Origin of the sequence: Cohaesibacter marisflavi (assembly GCF_963665895.2) — a bacterium.
Taxonomy (GTDB): domain Bacteria; phylum Pseudomonadota; class Alphaproteobacteria; order Rhizobiales; family Cohaesibacteraceae; genus Cohaesibacter; species Cohaesibacter marisflavi.
Map to the genome: position 1 here is coordinate 3,341,335 of NZ_OY762534.1, position 15,921 is coordinate 3,357,255.

General features: G+C 54.6%; 14 protein-coding genes. 2 read left to right on the plus strand and 12 right to left on the minus strand.

Annotation, left to right across the window (positions count from 1 at the left end):
* Positions 1-97 precede the first annotated feature (97 nt).
* The 10 genes from ACKPCT_RS16070 to ACKPCT_RS16115 all read right to left on the minus strand — a co-directional run bounded on the left by ACKPCT_RS16070 (position 98) and on the right by ACKPCT_RS16115 (position 11,072).
* Complete coding sequence (locus ACKPCT_RS16070) at positions 98-1,108, minus strand: NAD-dependent epimerase/dehydratase family protein (protein ID WP_319567391.1); 1,011 nt, start codon at positions 1,106-1,108, stop codon at positions 98-100.
* Between the two features lie 217 nt (positions 1,109-1,325).
* Positions 1,326-2,528, minus strand: coding sequence for an acetate/propionate family kinase (locus ACKPCT_RS16075; RefSeq protein WP_090069139.1), 1,203 nt, complete (start codon positions 2,526-2,528; stop codon positions 1,326-1,328).
* 36 nt (positions 2,529-2,564) lie between these two features.
* Positions 2,565-3,977 (minus strand): bifunctional enoyl-CoA hydratase/phosphate acetyltransferase, encoded by a 1,413-nt coding sequence (locus ACKPCT_RS16080; protein WP_319567392.1) that lies wholly within the window; start codon positions 3,975-3,977, stop codon positions 2,565-2,567.
* A gap of 504 nt (positions 3,978-4,481) precedes the next feature.
* Positions 4,482-4,877, minus strand: coding sequence for a BA14K family protein (locus ACKPCT_RS16085; protein WP_090069134.1), 396 nt, complete (start codon positions 4,875-4,877; stop codon positions 4,482-4,484).
* 405 nt (positions 4,878-5,282) lie between these two features.
* A complete protein-coding gene (locus ACKPCT_RS16090) occupies positions 5,283-6,200 on the minus strand; it encodes a ribokinase (protein ID WP_319567393.1) in 918 nt (305 codons plus the stop codon).
* A gap of 5 nt (positions 6,201-6,205) precedes the next feature.
* Positions 6,206-7,141 (minus strand): dihydrodipicolinate synthase family protein, encoded by a 936-nt coding sequence (locus tag ACKPCT_RS16095; protein WP_319567394.1) that lies wholly within the window; start codon positions 7,139-7,141, stop codon positions 6,206-6,208.
* A 38-nt stretch (positions 7,142-7,179) separates the two neighbouring features.
* Positions 7,180-8,169, minus strand: coding sequence for a phosphoglycerate dehydrogenase (locus tag ACKPCT_RS16100; protein WP_090069126.1), 990 nt, complete (start codon positions 8,167-8,169; stop codon positions 7,180-7,182).
* Positions 8,170-8,171: 2 nt separating this feature from the next.
* Positions 8,172-9,449: a TRAP transporter large permease gene (locus ACKPCT_RS16105; RefSeq protein WP_090069123.1), complete on the minus strand. Its 1,278-nt coding sequence runs from the start codon at positions 9,447-9,449 to the stop codon at positions 8,172-8,174.
* On the minus strand, positions 9,446-9,949 hold the full coding sequence (locus ACKPCT_RS16110; protein ID WP_175527907.1) for a TRAP transporter small permease: 504 nt from the start codon (positions 9,947-9,949) through the stop codon (positions 9,446-9,448). Before ACKPCT_RS16110 ends, ACKPCT_RS16105 begins: the two co-directional genes overlap by 4 nt.
* 97 nt (positions 9,950-10,046) lie before the next feature.
* Complete coding sequence (locus ACKPCT_RS16115; RefSeq protein WP_319567395.1) at positions 10,047-11,072, minus strand: TRAP transporter substrate-binding protein; 1,026 nt, start codon at positions 11,070-11,072, stop codon at positions 10,047-10,049.
* Between the two features lie 250 nt (positions 11,073-11,322).
* Here ACKPCT_RS16115 and ACKPCT_RS16120 point away from each other — a divergent pair, with 250 nt between their 5' ends.
* Both ACKPCT_RS16120 and ACKPCT_RS16125 read left to right on the plus strand, forming a co-directional pair.
* Positions 11,323-11,964 (plus strand): GntR family transcriptional regulator, encoded by a 642-nt coding sequence (locus ACKPCT_RS16120; RefSeq protein WP_244544588.1) that lies wholly within the window; start codon positions 11,323-11,325, stop codon positions 11,962-11,964.
* Between the two features lie 82 nt (positions 11,965-12,046).
* Positions 12,047-12,577 (plus strand): helix-turn-helix domain-containing protein, encoded by a 531-nt coding sequence (locus tag ACKPCT_RS16125; RefSeq protein WP_090069112.1) that lies wholly within the window; start codon positions 12,047-12,049, stop codon positions 12,575-12,577.
* Here the strand turns inward: ACKPCT_RS16125 and ACKPCT_RS16130 are convergent.
* Together ACKPCT_RS16130 and ACKPCT_RS16135 are read right to left on the minus strand one after the other, a co-directional pair.
* Positions 12,571-13,488, minus strand: a complete 918-nt coding sequence (locus ACKPCT_RS16130; protein WP_319567396.1) for a glycyl-radical enzyme activating protein — start codon at positions 13,486-13,488, stop codon at positions 12,571-12,573. The genes ACKPCT_RS16125 and ACKPCT_RS16130 overlap by 7 nt on opposite strands.
* Entirely contained in the window at positions 13,475-15,862 is a 2,388-nt protein-coding gene (locus ACKPCT_RS16135) for a glycyl radical protein (RefSeq protein WP_319567397.1), read from the minus strand. Before ACKPCT_RS16135 ends, ACKPCT_RS16130 begins: the two co-directional genes overlap by 14 nt.
* Between the last annotated feature and the right edge of the window lie 59 nt (positions 15,863-15,921).

A 15,921-nucleotide genomic window follows, 5' to 3' on the forward strand; every position in this document is an offset into this window, starting at 1 on the left:
AAAAAGGCAGCAGAAATGGCTTCATACTCCCGATTTTGCTCAAGAGCCGATGCCAAGCTTTGCCAATTACACAGCCGCGCTATGCTCTCACGGGCCATCACTTGTCGTAATAATCGCGGAACCAGTGTATGAATTTGCCAACGCCAGCGCGAATATCGGTTTTTGGCGCATAATCGGTCAATGATTTAAGCAGATCGCAGTTGGCGTAAGTCTCATAGACATCGCCCTTCTGCATGGGTAGATAGTTACGCTCGGCCTTGATGCCCAATTCCGCTTCGATGGCATCGACAAAATCAAGCAGGCGTACTTTATTGGAGTTGCCGATATTGACCACGCGATAAGGGGCAACAGGAGACAGACTGTCCCCTTCGTCCACCTGTCCGTCTTCAGGGCGCTCAGGCACCGCCTCAATCAGTAGGTGAATGGCGCGCACCAGATCGTCGATATAGGTGAAGTCGCGATACATTTCGCCATTGTTATAGATGTCAATCGGGCGACCATCGAGAATGGCATCGGTGAATTTGAACAGCGCCATGTCTGGCCGTCCCCACGGACCATAGACCGTGAAGAAACGGAACATGGTCACCGGCAGCCCCCACAGATGGGCATAGGAATGGGCCATGCTCTCGCAGGACTTCTTTGTAGCCGCATAGAAGGAAACCTGAAGATCCACCTTGTCTGTTTCGCGGAAAGGCTGAACCTCGTTGGCGCCATAGACCGACGAGGTGGAAGCCATCAGCAGATGCTCGACCTTGAGCTGGTTGGCGGCTTCAAGAATATTGAAGCTACCGACAATATTGGATTCCAGATAGGAGCGTGGATTTTCCATGCTGTAGCGCACGCCAGCCTGACCGGCCAGATGCACGATCACATCGGGCCGGAAATCCTCCATAACCCGATTGAGCAGGTCAGCATCTTCCAGCATGCCGATGGTTGCCTGAAAATGCTCATTCTGCTGCAACATGGCGTGGCGACGCTCTTTCAGTCTCACGTCGTAATAGTCGGTCATGGCATCATAGCCATGCACAGCAAACCCCTCGGCAAGGAGCAAATTGGCGAGATGAAAACCGATGAAGCCGGCGGTGCCCGTAATGAAGACGCGTTTCAAGACTTTTTCTTTCTTCCTGCGGCGGCTCAGCGCTTGGCCCCGGCTGGGCGCAACCACCTGATGTTGAGGCTTTGTGCTTAGCGTATCGGCCAGCTGGCTTGCAACTCTTTATCCGCATCCTCGACAAAAGAGCCTGCCACAAAGGCACATATCGGCCAAAAAGAAACCGGCTCCAGTTTCCTGAAGCCGGTTTGCATCTTATGTCTGTTTGTCTGGTTTACGCAGACAGGATGTTCACGGCATGCTGCGCGATCATGAATTCCTCGTCGGTCGGAATAACCATGACTGGAACAGATTCTTCTGTAGAAATCAGTTCCACACCGCGCGTGTCATTTTTCTCAGCGTCGAGCTTGATGCCCATGAAGGCCAGATCGGCACAGACTTTGTCGCGGATGATCGGGCCGTTTTCGCCGATGCCTGCGGTGAAGACCAGAGCGTCGATGCCACCAAGGGAGACAGCCAGAGAAGCAATCTGCTTGGCTGTGCGCTGGCAGAAGATGTCCAGAGCCAGAACGGCTCCCGGTTCCTGATTTTCTTCAATGTCACGCATGTCGTTGGAGATATCGGAAATGCCCAGAATACCGCATTTGTAATAGAGCATCTTCTCCAGATCATCGACATCCATGTTGTGCTCACGCATCAGATAGATGAGTACGCCCGGATCCATGCTGCCCGGACGGGTGCCCATCGGGATGCCATCAAGCGCGGAGAAGCCCATGGAGGTGTCGATGCTGACACCATCCTGCAGGGCTGCAAGGCTCGCGCCGCTGCCAAGGTGAGCTACCACGACTTTGCCTTTGGCAAGGTCCGGTTTGTTCTGGCGCAGATTGTAGGCGATGTATTCGTAGGACAGACCATGGAAGCCATAGCGGGTCACACCGGCGTCGGTATATTCCTTGGGAATGGCGAAGGTGCCGTTGATGGCCGGAATGGTGCGGTGGAAAGCGGTGTCGTAGCAGGCAACCTGTGGCAGATCAGGACGGCTGGCGGCCAAGGCCTTGATGGCAGCAACATTCTGCGGCTGATGCAGAGGGGCAAGCGGAGCAAGGCTGGTCAGCTTTTCGATGATTTCATCTGTGATGAGCATTGGCTTGTCGAAGGTTTCACCACCGTGAACCACGCGATGGCCTGCGCCGATCAGCGGCAGATCTGCAGGCAACTTGCTTTCGATCCATTCCAACAGATGTGGCAGAATCGCAGGAACCGTGCCCTGATCCAGATGCTCCCAGGAGTCGTCTGCCAGAAGTTCCTTGGCAGCAGTTTTCACCTTGAGGTGAGCCGAAGAGCCGATGCCATCGAGCTGACCACCGAAATAAAGCGCAATTTTCTGGTCAGCGTCACCAACCTGAAATACCGTGAATTTTACGCTTGATGATCCACTATTCAGGACCAGCAAAGCGCCTTTTTTAATATCTGTCATTGGTTCTTTTCTTTCTATTCAAACTAGGAGGCCCGACTATCTGTTTGACAACAGAACAGCCAGAGCACATGAAGCAAGGCGCGCCGACAAACTGTCAGCACGACTGGTCAGGATAACCGGAACAGCAGCCCCCAAAACAATACCGGCGGCATTGGCATGGGCCAGAAATGAAAGCTGCTTGACCAGCATATTTGCGGATGCAAGATCCGGAGCCAGAAGAATGTCCGGATCACCAGCAACCTCTGATTTGATGCCCTTGGTCATTGCTGCGTCCTTCGAAATGGCATTGTCGAAGGCCAAGGGACCGTCAAGAATGGCACCCTTGATCTGTCCTCGGTCTGCCATCTTGCACAGAACCGCAGCATCAACGGTGGAAATGATTTTCGGATTTACGGTTTCCAACGCAGAGAGAATGGCCACCTTGGGTGTTTCCACCCCAAGCACATGGGCCAGCGCAACTGCGTTTTGAATGATATGCGCCTTGTCATCGGCGTTGGGAGAAATATTGACGACACCGTCGGTGATCAGCAAGGGCTTGTGATAGGTCGGCACGTTCATGACGAACACATGGCTAATGCGGTGATAGGTACGCAGACCACTATCGCGACGCACGACGGCTGCCATCAGTTCATCCGTATGCAGGGAGCCCTTCATCACGGCGCCCACTTCACCGGCTTTTGCCAGAGCAACACCCTTGAGCGCAGCGTCCTTTTCATGGCGCGCATCCACAAGGCGGAAGGCTGATATATCAAGCTCCAGATCACGGGAAAGCGCCTCAATGACAGACTGCGGCCCGACCAGAACCGGATCAATCAACCCCATTTTTGCACTGTCACACGCACTTTGCAGGGACAGGGCATCGCAGGGGTAGATAATTGCAGTAGGCAGAGGGTCATAATTCGCGCACTGGTCTGACAGGGGTGTCAACTGGTCATGCGTGATAAATTGAAAATCCGGCAAACTGTGCCCGGGTTGATCGGAATGGGTGCGTGGCGGAATGACTTCTGCTGTGCCTTCCACCAGCACTGTGCCCTCTTGATCCGTCATCCGGCAATCAAAGTTTACCAGCTTGTGGCCCTTGGGCGTGGTTCTTTTGGAGACCACGGAAACCGAAGCCGTAACGCAGGCCCCCAGAGGAATGGGGGCGCGGAATTTCAAATTCTGCTTGCGATAGATGGTGCCCGGTCCGGGCAGATGCGAGCCGAGCAAGCCGGAAAAAATAGCGCCAGCCCACATGCCATGACCAACCGGCTGCGAGAAGACAGCATTATCCGCCCCTTCAGGAAAATGAAGAGGATCCACGTTGCCAGAGACCGTCGCAAACAGATTCATATCTGTTTGTGTCAGGCTTCGGGTTACGCTGGCACACTGACCAATCATAAGCTCATCGAAAGTCAGAGACGTGAGCTTTGTGATCGGTTGCTGGAGTGCGGAGGGAGGGACGGTCATGAACTCTCTACATCACTTCATTCTAGAACTAGACATTGGTATATCACTTGCGTGGAATGCACGTCCAGATGACGACCTATTCCTCAAACGCAGATCAGATACACAGATTATCATTTTTGTGCAGTGCAATCAAAATTAGAACAGCTCTAATAGTTCCTTTAAATCGCTGGATTCGCAATGATGAATTTAATTGCATGGCAGATATGTGCTGATAGCGTATCGTCACATGGATCGAAAATAGTTTCAAAGATTTCCCAATAGGTACAACTACTTAAAGTATCAAATAGTTGACGGGACCAACCCTATAAACCGAATTTTGTCTTACCACAAGAAACACCTTTTGATCCTCTCCAAGCCAGAAAATTGCTGCGCTAGCATGGTTTGGTCACAAGAAATTGCTAGCAGTTGCACACAAAAGCCGACCACCCGGTATCCCGGATGATCGGCTCGTAACAATGACCATCAAGAGGCGCGTTCGCATCGTCCCTTCATGCGTCCAATGCCCTACATGCGGCAATATCTGCGTGGGCCGTTATAAGGCTGGAAGGTGCAGTCATAGGCCCGGAAGCTTCTGTAGCGGCTTGAGCAGGCACGCACGTTGCACCATTCCGGCGCACGGTAGCGATTGGAATTCTTGCGTGCAGCATCTGCTGCAATGGCACCGACGGCCAGTCCGATGATCGCCCCTGCGACTCCAGCGCCCACATTGTTGCTGTTGCTTCTACGTCGAACTGGCGGTCTGCGACGAATTGGTTTTTTCCGCCATCTCGGAGCCGGTTGGGCTTGCGCTTCGGAAACACCAACCACGCCCAGTGATGCGTTGACATTGCCCAGAGGCAAACCGGTAATTCCCATACACAGTGCAATAGCCGAAGCCACGATTGTTCTACGTAATTTCATATCCTTGTCCCCGCTTGCTTTGTTGGTTTGCCATGCCCGACACCGAGGCGATTAACGAATGAAACTGTCTCATAGTCTCGAGACAATCAGGCTTCCCACAGGCCACCTTTGAAAAGCGGATTTGTGGTACAGCGCACCGGGATCAGCCAAATTCAACCCGTTATTATGAGGGAACATTTTACCACAAAACCCGGCTTTTTTCCAGTTTGAAGGGAACGCGCCACGACGGTAATGGTTCCCTATTAACCTCATTTGCGCGCATATGAGCCAAATTTTGCACCGGCCCATTCACATTGTCGTGATAGCGAGCCGAAGGGACCGGCGGCGAGTCCTGAATGCGCAAAGGGCAGAGCCTGCATCTGCAAGCCCAGCCCTTTAGCTGTCTTTTCTCTTGTAGAGTTCATTTCAAGCGTTCGAAATCAAGCCATCCACTGCGGCGCGATCGGGAACCGCTTCGCTGGCTCCCTTTTTCGTAGTCGCCAGCGCCCCTGCTGCTGAGGCAAAGCGCAGAGCAGCCTCAAGGGGCATGCCTTCTGAAAGGGCTACAGCCAAGGCACCGTTAAAGCTGTCTCCCGCCGCCACGGTATCTATCGCCTTGACCTTAAAGGGCTCCATTATGCCGCCCTGCCCGTCACTACTGGCATAGGCCAGCCCTTTGGCGCCGAGCTTGACGACAACGGTTCGAGGACCGCGTGCGCAAAGACTGCGGGCAACCTCCCGCGCTTCTTCCAGATTGGTTGGCTTGGTGCCCGAAAGGCCGGCCGCTTCGGTTTCATTTGGGGTAATGATATCCGCCTCGGCCAACAGGGCATCCATGCCGGAAGTGGCGATCGGTGCGGGATCCAGAATGACCGTCGCTCCGGCTGCGCGTGCCTTGCGCATGGCTGCAATGGTGGTGTCCTGCGGCGTTTCCAATTGGAACAAGGCTACCTTGCACTTATCAAAGCAGCACGCATCAGGTCCCTCAGCTGGCCATGCCATATTGGCCCCGCCAACGACCGTGATCGTATTTTGAGATGAGGCATCGACATGGATAAGGGCGATACCGGAATCATGCTCCGGCATCGTGACCAGATCTCTGGTATCAACACCAAGTCCGTCCAGGCTGGCCTTCAGACTATCGCCAAAAGCATCGGCACCGATGGCGGCCACAAAGCGCACCGGCCCCTTGGCCAGTCTGGTGGCTGCAACCGCCTGGTTGGCCCCTTTGCCACCGAGCCCCTTGAGGAAGCCGGTGGCATGGCTGGTTACGCCCGGTTCCGGCATCTGCTCAACAGATACCGTCAGATCCAGATTGACAGATCCGAATACCGTGATCGACATGGATGCTATTCTCCCAGAGCCGCGATTTTCTTGCGATACAGATCCGTGCCCTGCTCGATGCGGTCGATGATAGCCCCCAGAGCCCAGAATTTCTCTTCGATATCGAAGGGAACCACGCGACTGTGAATGCTGGAGAATGTGCCCATACGCTGATGATAGAGCTTGGCCATTTTCGGATAGCCCATCGGCTCAACCGTGGCTGCGAGAACGAGGAAGACGGAGAGTTCTTCGCACAGCTCAGGATGCTCTGCGCCATGGTCCATCACCCAGCGATAGAGATCGGGATGGATGTTGGTAAAGACGCCGCAGAAGCCTGCCGAGCCCGCCTGCATGGCTGGCGTCGCGATGGCGGCGTTGGCGTTGCAGATTTTCATCGGCGTGCCCTTGACCAGTTCCACGCGGCGCTTGACCGTTTCCAGATCGCAAGAGACATCCTTGACGATGACAAAGCGGCCCGATTTGGCGCAATAGGTCACTTCATCGTCGCTCATCAGGCGGCGATAGGGAGCGGGACATTCATAAAGGCCCAAAGGCAGATCGTCCGGCAGGAAGTCAAGAAGCGCATCAAGATTGGTGCGGAAGGCATCTGCACCTTTCTGGTCCGGATCAAGGCGGTTGGTCACCAGAACAATGGCGTCAACACCGGTATCAACCATGGCGCCTAGCTCGGTTTTCTGATCTTCCAGAGAATCGGAAATATGACCCGATGCCATGACAGGCACACGCCCGGCCACCTTTTTGACCGTGAAGCGAGCCAACTCGGCGCGTTCTTCAACGCTCAGGAACAGCATTTCGGACGACTGGCAGACCGCAAACAGCGCTGTTGCGCCATTTTCCAGATACCACTCGATCAGGCGCTCATAGCCAGCCCAGTCGATTTTGTTGTCGTCGGTGAACGGCGTCAATACAACGGGGATGATGCCCGAGATTTCTTTGGTCATTGTTATATTCCTCTTATTAGACTTTCGGGATTTGCCGTTCAGATTTTCAGCGTTTCGGGATTGACCACATAGGGCAGAAGCTCTTTGGGATCGCCGTTGAGCCAAGCCAGAATGTTATAGACGCAGCGCAGGGTCACTCGCTTCTCGGCCATCTTGTCCATACCGGACACATGCGGGCTGAGAATGACATTGTCACAGCTGCGCAACGGGCTATCGGCCGGCAGAGGCTCGGTCTCGAACACGTCCAGACCAGCACCATAGACCTTGCCGGATTTGATCGCATCGACCAGAGCGGCCTCGTCAATCAGCGGCCCGCGCGAGGTGTTGATGACAATGACGCCATCCTTCATCTTGGCGAAGGTTTCAGCATTCAGCGTGTGGCGCGTCTCTGGGGTTGAGGGAGCATGGACCGAAATGAGATCACTCTCGGCCAGAAGCGTATCGAGATCACATTTCTCGACACCAGCAGCTTCGGCCTGTTCTTCGGTCACATATGGATCATAGACCAGAACCCGCATGGATTGCCCATTGAGGCGTCGTGCCATGGCTCCACCAATGCGGCCAAGGCCAATGAGACCAGCGGTGCGCTCCCAAAGACCGGGATGGAAACCATCAAACATCCATGTACCGCCATGCACCATGGCATCGCGGCGCCCGATACCGCAGGCAAGAGACAGAGCCATTGCATGCGCATATTCGGCCACGCTCTCGTGGTTCTGACCAAAAGCCATGGCAAGGGGGATGCCATGCTCGGTCGCTGCGGGGACATTGACCTTGTCATATCCGACGCCCCAACGCGCAATCATCTTGAGATCCTTGGCTGAAGCGATCACGTCAGGGGTATAGGGTTCGCCTCCGGCAATGGTGGCCACCACACCGCTGGAGAGCATTTCCTTAAGGGTCGGTTCGTCGGGGAGACGTCCAGTTTCGTTCACGACCACGTCATATCCCGCATCACGCAGAGGATCGAACAGAGGGCATTCATTGGTGAACTGTTCCGTCAGAACGAGGATTTTTTGCTTTGTCATTGCTAGTTGACCATGTTGGGCAGGAACGTGACAAGATCCGGCCAAATGATGAGAAGAGAGATTGCGATGATCTGGGCGATCAGGAAGGGCATGATCGCCTTGAACATGCGCCCGATGCTTATCTCGCCTATTTGCGCGGCCACGAAGAGGCAGATGCCGACAGGAGGGGTCATCAGGCTCAGGGTGCCCGAAAGCAGGAAGACCATGGCGAATTGCATTTCGTCGATGCCCAGGCTGCGGGAGATCGGCAAGAAGATCGGCGCCAGCAGCAGTACCTGAACGCCCGGCTCAAGGAAGAAGCCTGCAACAATCAGAATGCCCAGCACAAAGAACAGAAAGATTGTCGGATCGCCCGAGAAGATCGCAGTCAAAGATCGAACCGAAGAAATGGCGCCGGTTACGGTGAGAATGTAGGACAGCACCGATGCCCCTGCGATCACCAGATAAAGGCTTGCTGTTGTCCGCATGGAGGCCCGCATGCAGGCGAGGATGTTGCGTCCCGACAGGGTCTTGAGAACAAACCGCCCCAGAACCATCGCATAGACACAGGCAATGCCGCCTGCCTCGGTTGCCGTAAAGACACCCGAAAGCGTACCGAAAACGATGAACAGCGGAATGGAGAAGACCAGCGCGGTTTCGAACACCAGCTGTTTATCCGATTTGTCGACCGCCTTGATCTCGCCCTTTGGCAACCCTTTGGTCAGAGCGGTGATCAGCACAATGGCGGCGCATGCGCCCCCGAGGATCAACCCCGGAACGATGCCAGCGACAAACAACTTGATGATGGAAACCTGAGCCACCGACGCATAGACGATCATGATCACCGAAGGGGGAATGATCGGTCCGATCATGGAACTGGCAACGGTAACAGCGGCAGAGAATTCCTTGGTATAGCCCTGCTTGGGCATGCCGTTGATAAATATCTTGCCAAGAGCTGCCGTATCGGCAATCGCTGTGCCCGAGATGCCGGCAAATAGCACAGAGGCCAGAATATTGGCATAGGCAGCACCACCGGACACAAAGCGGGTGATCTTTGCCGCGAAGGTAATCAGCGTTTCGGTAATGCCACCCCGGTTCATCACTTCACCGGCAAAAATATAGAACGGCGCGGCGAGGAGTGAGAAATTGTCCAGAGAGCTGAAAAAGCGCGTCGGGATGATGACCATCGGAAGATGCGCAAACCAGGCGGCAGAAGCACCCGTCAAACCCAGCGCCACGGCGATGGGAGAGCCGATCAATACCAGAAAGAAGAAGGTTGAAAAGATTGCTGCCGGGCTCATTTTGCAGGCTCCTTGTTGCCAAGCACAGGCTGCTCGATGTAACCGGCAATCGCTTGGATCGCGATCATCAGGTAGCCGATGACAACTGACGCGTAGGGGATCCACATAGGCAGGCGCATGGAGGGGGAAACCTGCCCCGTGTCCATAAGAAATGGAATGCCGAGCGCGACAACAATTGCAGCCAGTACCAATGTGGTCAGAAGGGAAAGAAGGGCCGCGATGCGCTTGATCATGTCGGACGGAATGATGACGATGAGGTCGATCATCATCTGTTCGCCATGACGAAAGGTGGCACCAGCCACCAGATACACAGCCCAGACAATGGCATAGCGCAGGGCTTCTTCACTCCAGCCAATGGGATCGGCGAGCACATAGCGCGCCCCCACAGCCATGAAGTTGACCAATACAATCCCGGCAAATATCGCCACCGCCAGATATTCCGTAGCGTTCGACAGCTTGGCTGTCCAACGCAGATAACTCTGTGTCAGAGAAGATGCCATAAGAAAATTCCATTCGGATAAGGCCTGCCGGCTCCCATAGAGGGATGTGAAAGGGAGGCTCGGAGCCGGCAGGCGCATTGGTTACAGCGAAAAAGACTTATTCGCCGTAGAGTTTGGCTTCAGTATCCGACACAGCGGCCAGGAAACCATCCACATAGACAGCACCGAGTTCTTCAGACAGGAACTCGCGTACCGGCTTCTGGGCCTTTTCACCGAATGCTTTTTTCTCGTCAGGCGAGTTCACATAAACCTCAACGCCCATATCGCTGATCTTCTGGGTGTCGGAGAGGTAGCCCTGCCCTTTACCAGCCAGCATGATGGTGGTGTAAAGATTCACGCCATCCAGAACCGCTGCGCGATTCTGCTCGCTCAAGCCATCAAGGAAAGCCGGATTGGCATAGGCAAACACGGCAGAGAAGATGTGCTCATCCAGAGACATATATTTGATAACTTCGGCCCAGCCGCCATTGATAACGGTGGATGGTGGGTTTTCGCCGCCGTCAACAACACCTTGGCGGATCGCCATGGCGCTTTCCGGGAACGGAATTGGCGTTGGCGCAGCGCCGAGGCTTTTCATCAGCGCGATCATGACGGGGCTTTCCATGGAACGCAGCTTGAGGCCTTCCACATCTGCAGGGGTCTTGATCGGGTGCTTGTTGTTCACAAAATTACGGAAGCCATCAGCCGCAAAGCCAACAATGCGAAGACCGGCTTCTTTTTCCACGTCAGCCACAAAGTCATCCATGACAGGTGCGTTATTCATGAATTCCACAGCATGGCGGGTCGAGCGGAACAGATATGGCATCGAGAAGACCTGCACACCCGGATAGAAAGAGGCAAGAGCCCCATCGGTTGTTGCGGTCATCTGGAAGATGCCGTTGCGAACGCTTTCCAGAATTTCACGGTCGCCACCGACACCACCATGAAGCAGCTGCACATCAATGTCGCCATTGGTGTGGAACTCGACATATTGCTCAAACGCCTTCATGGCGTGGGTTTCTGGGTTATCTGCTTCTGGCAGGGTTGTGGCAAAACGCAGGGTTTCGGCCTGTGCTGACATGGAAACCATGGCTGAAAGGGCTACTGCGGCGACACCGGCCAGCAATTTAACTGAACGTTTCATAAGTCCTCCTAATTCCTCCGAAGCAACGGCGCCTCCTTGCGCCTGATGCTGACTTGGTGTATTAACATGTATGTAACATGTTAGCAATCACAACTTTGACCTGTTACGAAAATTTGTGAATAGAATGGGCCCTCTTGGCGCATAGGTTGGATGTGAGCAACATGGTTGCACTGACGAACCGGGGCGCGTATTGAGGGAACAAGCCGGATACGGCAATCCGGCAGCCCAATGCATGAGACAGGACTTGAGAATGCTAAAGCGCGCGGCCTATGAACGTATCGTGGAACTACTCGATCAGGGTGCCCTGAAACCGGGTACGCTGGTGTCGCAACGCGAACTGATGGAAATGACCGGTTCGACGCTTGGCTCCATCCGGGAAGCCATTCCGCGCCTAGAAGCTGACGGCCTTCTTGAAACCATCCCCAAGCGCGGCCTGATGGTGCCCTCTCTTGATGTTTCCTTTGTGCGTGATGCTTATGAGCTGCGTCGTATTCTGGAATTGAGTGCGATCAGCTCTGCGGTCAAGCGCATTCCCAAGGAGACGATTGCAGAGTGGATCAAGCAGCATGAAACCTATCTGGCAAACATACAGGCTAAATCCGATCAGGATGACGCCGATGCTATGCAGAAGCTCGACTGGGATATCCATGCAGCCTTGATTGGCAGCATGCAAAATGCGCTGATCGCTAATGTCTACCGCGTCAATTCGGTCAAGATTCACATGGTCGTACAATCTCGCCTTCAAGTCACTCCATTCAACGCAGAGCGCATCACAGGTGAACATCTGGCCATTTTGCGCCCCATGCTTTCGTCCGACATTGCCGAAGCCGAAGAGGCTCTTGAGCGCCACATCAACAATTCCCTGCATCTTGCACTGGGGGAACAGCTATAGCCTTTGGTTTTGGGCATAGCCAGAGATGTGGTCTTGCTGGTATGAATAGTCCAGCAAAGACCATGAAGAACGAGATTCGATCGTGTCGGAAAACCGGTTCAAACACTCTGTCGCAGCCCACCTGAAGACGATACGCAGCCAGCGCAAACTCAGCCTTGATGATGTCGCCAAACTGACAGGTGTCTCCAAGGCGATGCTCGGACAGATCGAACGGGAAGAATCAAGCCCCACCATTGCCAAGCTCTGGCAAATCGCGACCGGGCTGGAAACCTCCTTCTCCGCCTTTCTCAGCCAATCGACCGATCCGGAAGAAAGTCCGAGCTTTCCAAACGATCCCGACATGAAAATGGTGTCGATCTTTCCCTATAGCGAAGCGGTGAATTTCGAGATCCATGAAATCACCCTGACCAATCATCATTGCCAGATGTCCGATCCTCATGCCCATGGCGTGGTGGAGAGCGTGATTGTTGTGAAGGGAACTCTGGAGATCTTTGCCGATGGTCACTGGCAGACGGTAAGAGAGGGCGGATCCTTCCGCTTCTACGCCGATCAGCCCCATGGATATCGCGCGGCGAGCCAAATGGTCGTCTTCCAGAATATTGTCAGCTACTGATAGCGCCCAATGCTGTGATGCTCGAAGATGCTGTAGGCAGCCTCGATTTGCGCTGCGGTCGGCGTAGTAAAGGCATGAAAGTCATCCTGCATGCGAAAGGCGCTGTATTTGGCCTTTCCAAGCTCATGATAGGGCAACAGCTCGATCAGGCTGCCCGGCAGATGCTCCTGCATGAAGCGCGCCGTTGCGGTGAGGTTCCTGCCGTCCAGATTCACTTCCGTGATCAGGGGAATACGAACCGTCATCGGAACGCCTGCAGCGCAGATCCTCTTGGCGTTTTCAAGAATGGTTTCGTTGCCCAAGCCGGTAAACTTCCGGTGAGTTTCACTATCCATATGCTTGATATCAAAGAAGATATGGTCAATGCCCGCCATCAGGTCGCTGCATTGGTCCCATTTGAAAAAGCCGCAGCTTTCCACCCAGACCGAAACACCGAGCTTTTCGCAACCGGCCATCAGACAGCGCAGAAACTGGTGCTGCACAAAAGGCTCTCCGCCAGAAAATGTCACGCCACCACCGGAATGGCGGAAGAAAATCTCGTCGCGGCGGATCTGGTCCAGAACAGCATCGGCATCCATCGCTTCACAGGCGAGCTGAAGTGCCTTTTCCGGGCACGCGTCCACGCAGTCTCCGCAGAAAGTGCAGCGGGCAAGGTCGAAACCTTCCGACGCCGGGTCGAGCCCTTCCGGACAGACTGTCCGGCATGTGTGGCAGCCTTGGCATTTATGGGCGTGATAGGCGAGTTTTTTATGCTGTGTCCAGCTCTCCGGATTGGCGCACCACTGGCACCTGAGGCCGCATCCGGCCAAAAAGACGGTCGTACGAACACCTTCTCCATCATGGATGGAGTAATCCTGCATTTGCAGGATCACACCGCTCTTGCCTAATTCACCGCGATCAATAGCTGCCATGCGCCGACCGTGCGATGATCGCCTCCTGCATTTCAGGCGAAAGATTGACGAACTGAGTGCTGTATCCAGCCACCCGCACCAGAAGATCCTTATAATCTTCAGGGTTTTTCTGGGCCTTGCGCAGGGTTTCGGTGGACAGCGTGTTGAACTGCACATGAAAAGCCCCGAGCGAGAAATAGGCGCGGATGATGCCGCCCAGATCGCGCTTGCCCTTTGGCGTGCTGACCAGATCTTCACTGAGACGCAAGTTGAGCAATGTGCCGCCGGTATGCACATCATGGTTCATCTTGGCGCTGGAGCGCATGGCCGCGAGCGGACTTTTCACATCGCTGCCGGCAAAGGGAGAAACCCCTTCCGTAATCGGCTTGGTCGCCTTGCGTCCGCAAGGGGTGGCCCCGACAATCCGCCCCGTGGGGATATAGTTGGAGATACCCATGAAAGCGGAGTTGAAGGGCGAACCAAAATTGTCTTTATAGGCCCGGGTTTTGCGATAATAATAGTTAGCCAGATCGCGCGCGATGGCATCGACATAGTCATCATCATTGCCATATTTGACCACAGCAAGCGCCTTGGTACGCAGGGCGTCATAGCCCTCCCAGTCGGCGCTCATCGCGGCATCCAGTTCGGCGAGCGTGGTCACCTTGTCTTCGAACACAAGCTTCTTGATGACAGCCAGCGAGTTGGCGACAACCGCAAGGCCGATACCGGTCAGAACCGGACCAACATTGTATTTCGCGCCCCCGCGAGAAAGATCCTTGCCCTCTTCCAGACAATGACCGATGCAGGTGGACAGGAATGGACGCGGCACCATTTCCGCGTGGAGTTTCTGGGCGATGACGGTGGAGACCACCGAATGATGAATGAGATTGCCCACCTGCTCGAAGGTGGCATCCTCGATTTCCTGATAGCTGGCATAGTCTGCCAGAGGCTTGGCTTTAAGCCCCATTTTCTCGCCCGTCAGGCGGCTCTTGCCCTCATTAAGGGCATATTCCATCGCTGCGGCGAAGTTGACATTGACCGCGCTGGTCCATTGCCCTGTCTGGCGGAAGTGAGGCACAACACAGCCGCAATTGTTCCAGTCGCGAGCATCTTCGGGTTCATAACCGGCCTGCAACAGCATCTGTGTTCCGGCCTGATCGTTATGGATTGCCGGAAAGCCAGTCCCTTTACTAACCAGATCGGACACGGCATAGAGAAATTCTGGCGGGCAATCCGATTGCACACGCACGCTGAGACCCGGCTGGTGAGTGCGCACTTCATCGGTTGCCTCAAGGCAGAGATAGGTCAGCTCGTTGGTCGCATCGCTGCCATCGCGCTTCTTGCCGCCAACGGTCAGATTCTGAAACTGGTTATAGCCAGCGAAATAGCCTGTGGTGTTTTCCGAGATGGTCCAGACCCATTCGGAATATTTTAGCCACAGAGCGTGGATCAGTTCCTTGGCGCCGGCCTTGTCCAGAAGCCCCTTGTCCATGTCTGCCGCATAGTAGGGATACATGAACTGGTCATAGCGGCCCGGATTGAGCGCCAGCGGATTCTCGGTGATGATGCCGCCCAGCTGAACAAACCAGATGAATTGTGTGGCTTCATGGAAGCTTTGCGGCGGATATTCCGGCACGCGACGACACACGCGGGCAATCTCCAACAGCTCGGCCTTACGGTCAGCGTCAGCTTCCTCTTCCGCCATGTTTTCTGCCAAATCGGCATAGCGATTGGCCAGCAGGATAATAGCCTTGGCGCTAAGGATGGTCGCCTGATAATAGTGGATCCGATCGATATCTTCGGCGTTGAGATAATCAAGCGTAGCGAGCTTTTCTTCTGCATCCTTGAGAATGCCGCCATAGCCCTTGACGAACAGGTGACCTTCATAGTCCGGCGTGATTTCACCCACGGCCTGTCGCCATTTGGAATCATTGTCGATGATGCCCGTATCCACAGCGATTCTGGCAGTTTCTTCAGGCAACGCTGCCAGAAAATGCTCCTCCAGCGACTTGCCATGCCAATAGGGGAAAATCTCTGCGCGCACGACATCACACTGGTCCGGCGTAATCTGATAGGGGTCTTGCGGACGTGTGGGGAAGGTGTCCATTTCCTTGTCGACCCACTTCCAGGAATATTCCGGCGTCAGGATCCCCGTCCGGCGGAACTTGCCAGCCGTTCCGACAATCAGTTCGTCTTCGAAGATGCGAACCTGGAATTGCGCGCAGAAATCATAAAAAGCCTGAGCGCGACGCAGAATGGTCGGCTTGCCTTCGGTCTTCTTGTGCGACTCCGTATAGATCTTGGCGCGCTCATAACAGATAGAGGGTTTGGTATTGACATAATTCTGCCGCAGCCGTTCGATGCGGTCAGAAACAGGCGTCATCGTTTTAAGCATCAGCTTGCTCCGCTTGCGTCATCATGCGCGCGAAACGACGCTACGCGCTATTCCGCGTT